This is a genomic window from Hydrocoleum sp. CS-953, from assembly GCF_002260545.1.
Taxonomy (GTDB): domain Bacteria; phylum Cyanobacteriota; class Cyanobacteriia; order Cyanobacteriales; family Microcoleaceae; genus Trichodesmium.
Genome location: NZ_LGSU01001078.1, coordinates 1 through 6,587, shown reverse-complemented (window position 1 = coordinate 6,587; position 6,587 = coordinate 1). Strand labels below are relative to the sequence as shown.

Here is a 6,587-nt window from a genome sequence, read left to right as displayed (position 1 = left end):
ACCCTCCTTAATTTTAAATTTTATTAGAAAAGGGTGCAAACTTTGCACCCTAATAATTTATTGAGTAATTAATTCTGGTAAAAGTTCTTGAGAAATTAGCTCCAAAAGTAATTTTTGGCTATCTTTCAAAAACATAAACATATGTTTACCAGGTATCCGATCTATTTTGAGGTTGCTGTTAGTATACTCAGACCAATGAGAAAGTTGGCGATCGCTAAGTGTATTATCATCTACTCCACTAAAACTAGAGATGGGGCAATTTAGTGGCTTTTTCTCTACATAGTGATAGTAGTAACTTTTTAACAGTTGAAAATCTGCCTTAAAGATATTCATTAATTCATTGAAAAGCGATGGATCTTCAGAAATAGTTTTGGGAATTTCTGAAATTTCTAGAAGATAATTGAGTCGTTCTGCTTCTGAAAGAGATTCTATTTTTTCTAACAAAGTATTATCTGATGGTGGAACTACACCACTTAGAAACAACTGCATTGGTTTCAAATTATGTTTTTCTTCGAGAAAATAGGCAAGCTCAAAAGCAATAAACGCTCCCATACTATGACCAAAGAAAGCAAAAGGTTTATCTAAATAAGGAGAAAGGACATCTGCTAAAACCTCAATTAGACTGGCAAAATCTGTAAAAGGTTGTTCCTGAAGACGTCTTTGTCTTCCTGGTAGTTGAATGGGTAACACTTCTATTTCTGGAGGCAAAGCATCAGACCATTGTTGATAGATAGAAGCACTGGCACCCCAGGGGTGGAAGCAGAATAAACGGGTACTTGCATTAGGTTTTGGTTTGTGGTATGCAATCCAACCGCCTTCTTTTTTGGCCTCAACTGGAGTTTGGTCAGAACCACTATCAGTCAATTGTTCAACCAATGCTTCTGCTAATTCCATGATACTAGGACCTTGCAAAATTAAGCTAGCAGGTATAGTTACTGCTAGTTGTTTTTCGATTTTGCTCCGGAGTTCCACAACGCTCAAAGAATCAAAACCTAATTCTAGAACAGATTCGTTGAGGTCTAAACCTTCAGAAGTATTTAATTGCAGTACCTTAATTGCCAACTTCTGCAAATATTCTACTACCATCAACTTACGTTCTGCTACTGGAGCAGCTTGCAACTTCTCAATATCTATTACTGATGAAGGGGAAACTAAATCTTCTGATTCTGTAGACTTTTGCTCCGACTCTATAGCAGGTTTGAACTGTTGTTGTTTCAGCAACTCTAGTATTTTCGGCACTAACTCCAGTTCACTTTCTGAGAGATTACCTGTTTCTGCTAGTTGCTTGGTTAAAGTTTCTGTTGCTGTGTCTGTTATCTGAGTAAGAGTTGATTCTGATAACCCCGACTTCTCATTTTCTATCCAATACCTTTGTCGTTGGAAAGGATAAGTAGGTAAGGCCACTTTTTGTCGCTGATAATTTCCGTCAAATCCTGACCAATCTATTTTTGCTCCCCGAACGTACAATTCTGATAGACTAGAAAGTATTTGCTGCCATTCATCCACATTAGGACGTAATGATGGCAACCACTCACCTGCATCTTCTGGCAAACATCGACGCCCCATACCTAATAATATTGGTTTTGGTCCTACTTCTAGGAAAATATCAATTCCCTGTTGCTGCACAGCATCCATACTTTGGGCAAACTTAACCGGTTGTCGGACATGATCTACCCAATATTTAGCGGTAGTAATACTACTATCTGCCTTTGTCCCTGTGACGTTAGATATTACCGGAATCCTGGGTGTCTTATAGTCAAGTTGATTAGCTATCTCCTCAAACTCCTCTAACATTGGTTCCATTAGAGGTGAATGGAAAGCATGAGATACTTGCAGTTGTTTCGTTTTAATTCCTTCTGACTCTAACTTAGTAGCGATCGCCCTTACCGCTTCTGACTCCCCAGAAATCACCACACTTGCAGGTCCATTAATCGCTGCCATAGCTACTTTATCTGTGTAATTCGTCAGGAGAGGACGAACTTTTGATTCTGATGCCATAACAGAAACCATTTCTCCTCCTGGGGGTAACTCTTGCATTAATCGTCCCCTGGCAGTAATTAATTTTAATCCGTCTTCTAAACTAAAGATTCCCGCTATTGTTGCTGCCACATATTCACCTACACTGTGACCCATGACTACATTTGGTTTGATTCCCCAAGATTCCCATAATTTAGCTAGGGCGTATTCTATGGCAAATAGTGCTGGTTGAGTATAAGCTGTTTGGTGTAGGGGGGATGAATCTTCTTCAGTGTCAGAATACATAACATCTAACAGAGAAATTTTGTCTGATTCTTCTTGTTCCTCAACAATTGCACTGAAAATTTCATTACACCGCTCGATCGCCTGTCGGAAAACTGGTGCTTGCTCATATAATTCCCGACCCATATTAACGTATTGGGAACCTTGACCTGTGAATAAGAAAGCCACCTTTGGTATGGTGCTACTTGATACCTGTCCTGAGAATATTTCCTCAGCCGTTAATTTCTCCAATAGCTCCGCTTTGTTAGCTGCAATAACTGCTAATCTTTGATTCAAATGGGCACGTCCTATATTAGCTGTATAACAAATATCACCTAATTCATCCTCATTATTTTCTTTTTCCAGGTAATTTTGATAACGAACCACCAAATCTGCCAAAGCTTTTTGGGTTCTAGCGGACAGAGTTAATACATGGAGCGATCGCTCTGTCTCATTTTTACTTTTCACCTGTTCTGGTGCTGATTGTAAGATAGCATGAGCATTAGTACCACTCATGCCAAATCCACTAATTCCTGCCAACAGAGGTTTATCTGGTTTTTCCCAAGGTATCGCACTTGTTGCTACCTCTGCCGAAATTTTATCCCAATCAATCTGAGGGTTAGGTTTATTAAAGTGAAGATTTGGTGGAATTTCCTTATTTTGCAGAGCCAAAATAATCTTCATTAAACCTGCAACACCCGCAGCCGCTTCCAAATGCCCCACATTACTTTTCACCGCACCCAAAATCAGAGGATCGTCCTTACTTCTTTCTTGACAATAAACCTCATCGATCGCTTTGACTTCCAGAGGATCTCCCAGAGAAGTTCCCGTACCGTGACACTCAACATAGTCTACCTCTGATGGGTTTACCTTGGCATTGGCCAAAGCTTGCCGAAGTACCTTCTTTTGGGCCTGTTGATTGGGAACTGTCAGGCCACTACTAGGACCATCATGGTTAATCGCAGAACCTTTCACCAGAGCCAAAATGCGATCGCCATCTGCCACAGCATCCCGAAGACGTTTGAGGACAATTATGCTACAACCCTCTCCCCTGGCAAAACCATCAGCACTAGCATCAAAAGTCTTGCAACGACTATCAGGAGATAATCCTCTACTTTTACAGAACCCATGAGTCACAGTGGGATGAAGCATTAAATTTACTCCACCGACTAGAGCCAAGTTAGACTCTCCATTCCGCAAACCCTGACAAGCTATATGCAAAGTAACCAAGGAGGAAGAACAAGTTGTATCTAGGGTCAAAGTTGGTCCTTGCAGTCCAAAAACATAAGCTATCCGACCCGACGAAATATTCATCCCCGTACCTAGACCTAAATAAAAATCAGCCAAGTTATTAGGGAGAGAATTGATGCCAATCAAGGCATAATCATTAAAGCATTGACCTATATATACTCCCGTTTCCGTATTTTTCAAACTCCTGGGTGAAATACCTGCATTTTCTAATGCTTCCCAACTCACTTCCAACAAAAGTCGTTGTGATGGGTCCATCTTATTTGCTTCTGCCCCAGAAATGCCAAAAAAGGCGGGGTCAAACTGGTCTACGGGTTGTTGGAGAAAATAACCGTGGCGAACATAGATTTTGCCTGGTGCTTCTGGATCTGGATTGTAGTATTGGTCATTATTCCATCGCTCTTTGGGAATTTCTACTCTGCCATCTCTTGATTCTCTGAGAAATTCCCAGTAAGATTCGGGAGTATCAGCACCTCCTGGAAAACGACAAGCAGTACCAATAATTGCTATTGGTTCGGTACTTGCTGTTTCAATTTCATTTAACCTAGCAGTTGCGTGTTTGACTGCTAATAAAAGACGTTGCTGATTTGACAGTTCAGCGTTTGCAGTTGCTTCTTGTAGTTCTAAAAAAAGACGTTGCTGATTTGACAGTTGGGTTTGGGAGCTAGCTTCCATGTTTAATTCCTTGTTTGGTACATCTGAGGTTTTAGTTAGTGGGAGCATCTAACTCCCTTTCTCTATATAGGGTTTGGAGACCAAACCCCTACTCTCCTTTTTTTTAATAGCATTCAGCACTCAGCAGGTCAAAAAGCTGTTAACGAAGTTCCTCTTTTGGAGGCTAGCTGAAATGCTGATAGCTGATAGCTAGTTAATTACGGAGAACTGTTAACTGATTGGAACTTTCTTAATTTCCAACATAAATAGACTGATAAAGTTGATTCAGAGCATCATCAATAGCTTCATCCATGTTGTCTGCTGAAAGCTGACTAACCTCTGCAATTAGATTTTTTAAATCAATGGCAGTATCAGTTGTCTCAGACTCAGTTTCCGTCTGCTCAATTTTCGGAATTATTCCCTCTAGATATTCAGCTAAAGTCTGAATATTTGGATACTCAAAAGTAGAAGTTGAGGACAAAGTAATCCCTAAATCTGTCTGAATCATACGGCCAAAATCCAGTGCCATTAGGGAATCCATCCCCAAATTAAAGAATCCTTCTTCTGGGTCTGGTAAATCACTTTTACTCAATCTCAATACTTTAGCAACAATACCAAGCAAATAATCCACAATTGAACTTTGGCGTTGCTCAGTTGTTGCTACCTTCAGTTCTTCTATGAATTCCTGTTGTTTTGGTCCCTGGTTTGCTCCTTTGAGTGGATGCTGACTTGCTATTTCCGATAGAAATGGCGGAGTTGCTGCTCCCAATTGACTCAACAAGTGTGACCAGTCAATATTAAATATTCCTATCTGTGGTTCCTGAGTTGCTAATACTTCTTCTAAAGCTTGTAACCCTTGCTCTGATTGAATTCCTTGTAAACCTTGGCTTTCTATACGACTTTGTTGTTGTGCCCCCATGCGAGCAGCGAGGCCAATATTTGCCCAAGGTCCCCAGTTAATACTCACTCCTGGTAATCCTAAATTCTGACGGTATTGGGCAACTGCATCCATAAAGGCGTTAGCTGCTGCATAGTTACTTTGACCGGGAGAACCTAACATTGATACTAGGGAGGAGAAACAAACAAAGAAATCTAATGGTATATCTTTTGTTAATTTATGTAGATTCCAAGTCCCTGCTACTTTGGGAGCTGTAACTTTTGTGAACTGTTCCCAACTCATTTGTTGGATAAATCCATCATCTACAACTCCAGCAGCATGAATTACACCTTTCAGAGGAGGTAAGGTATCTTGTATCTGTTGGAAAATCTCTACCATATCTTTTTCCACAGACACATCTCCCAATAATACTGAAACTTGAGCGCCTGCTGCTTCTAACTCTTGAATACTTTCCTGAGCAGTTTCTGAAGGAGATTTGCGGCCTAATAAGACTATACTCTTAACGCCTTGTTTGACTAGGAACTGAGCCACTTCTAACCCTAGAGCGCCTAAACCACCAGTAATTAAATAACTTGCTTCGGTCTCAATAGTTAATTTGGCATCATCTGTATCTAACCTGGGTTGAATTAGTCTTGCTACTTGACGTTCTCCTTGACGATAGCGGATTTGATTTTCCCAACTGGTTGATGGTTGATGGTTGGCGACCTCATCGAGTAAAACTTTTAAGTTTTCTGATGCCTCAGTATTAGGATCTAGGTCTAAACAACGACAGTATAACTGGGGATACTCCAGAGTTATGGATTTGCCTAACCCCGATAAAAGTGCTTGTTGAGGTTGAATATTACTACTGACTTCTGACTCCTGAGAAGTAAATCCTAATGCAGCACCTTGAGTCACTAACCACAGAGGAGGTGATTGTTCAAGCGATCGCATCCCTTGCAATAGGTTGATAATACTACCACAAATTACCTCTTCTGCTTTTGCTAACTCTGCTACATCTGTATCTAAACTCCAGAGGTGAATCACACCTTGCAAGGGCAATTCTTCTGTTAATTCATTTACCTCATCAAGTAACTTTTGGAAATGTTCGGGGTCTGTTGGAGATAATTGAATCGTTTGTTGTTTTGCTTCTGAAGATAAATTCTTGTAACTATCTCCTGGATAGACAACAATACACTGATGACCTTGTTCTAATAATTGGGAGTTCAGACTATCGCTCCATGGTTTTGACTTACTATTTGATTCCCCTGTAGGACAAAATAGTAGGTAAGTTCCTGGTTCCTGTGTTTCACTAGGAGTCAAAGCAGCAGGTTGCCATTCTATTTGATAGTACCACTGACTAAAATCTAACCCAAAGGTCCTCAACAATAACTTCCGACTTAGTTGACGGAAATCTATACCATTATATTCTGCTAATACTTTCCCATTTCCATTCAGCAAGTAAGTATCACCTAGAAATTCTTCCTTCTCAAAAGAACTTGACTCGTCAATTTTGGTGTAGTACCACAATTCATCATCAATATCAAAATTCTCAAAAAACTTAAAACTC

At 40.1% G+C, this 6,587-nt stretch carries 2 protein-coding genes; both read right to left on the bottom strand.

Annotated elements, in window-relative coordinates:
* Nucleotides 1-57: 57 nt before the first annotated feature.
* A complete protein-coding gene (locus tag AFK68_RS16150) occupies nt 58-4,209 on the bottom strand; it encodes a type I polyketide synthase (protein WP_246844226.1) in 4,152 nt (1,383 codons plus the stop codon).
* Between the two features lie 181 nt (nt 4,210-4,390).
* The coding region (locus AFK68_RS16145) for a beta-ketoacyl reductase (protein WP_143437937.1) at nt 4,391-6,587 on the bottom strand (2,197 nt) is incomplete at its 5' end.

What these genes read in the sequence shown, in the direction of transcription:
- AFK68_RS16150 (WP_246844226.1), bottom strand. Translation starts at nt 4,209, where the DNA reads ATGCTCCCACTAACTAAAACCTCAGATGTACCAAACAAGGAATTAAAC.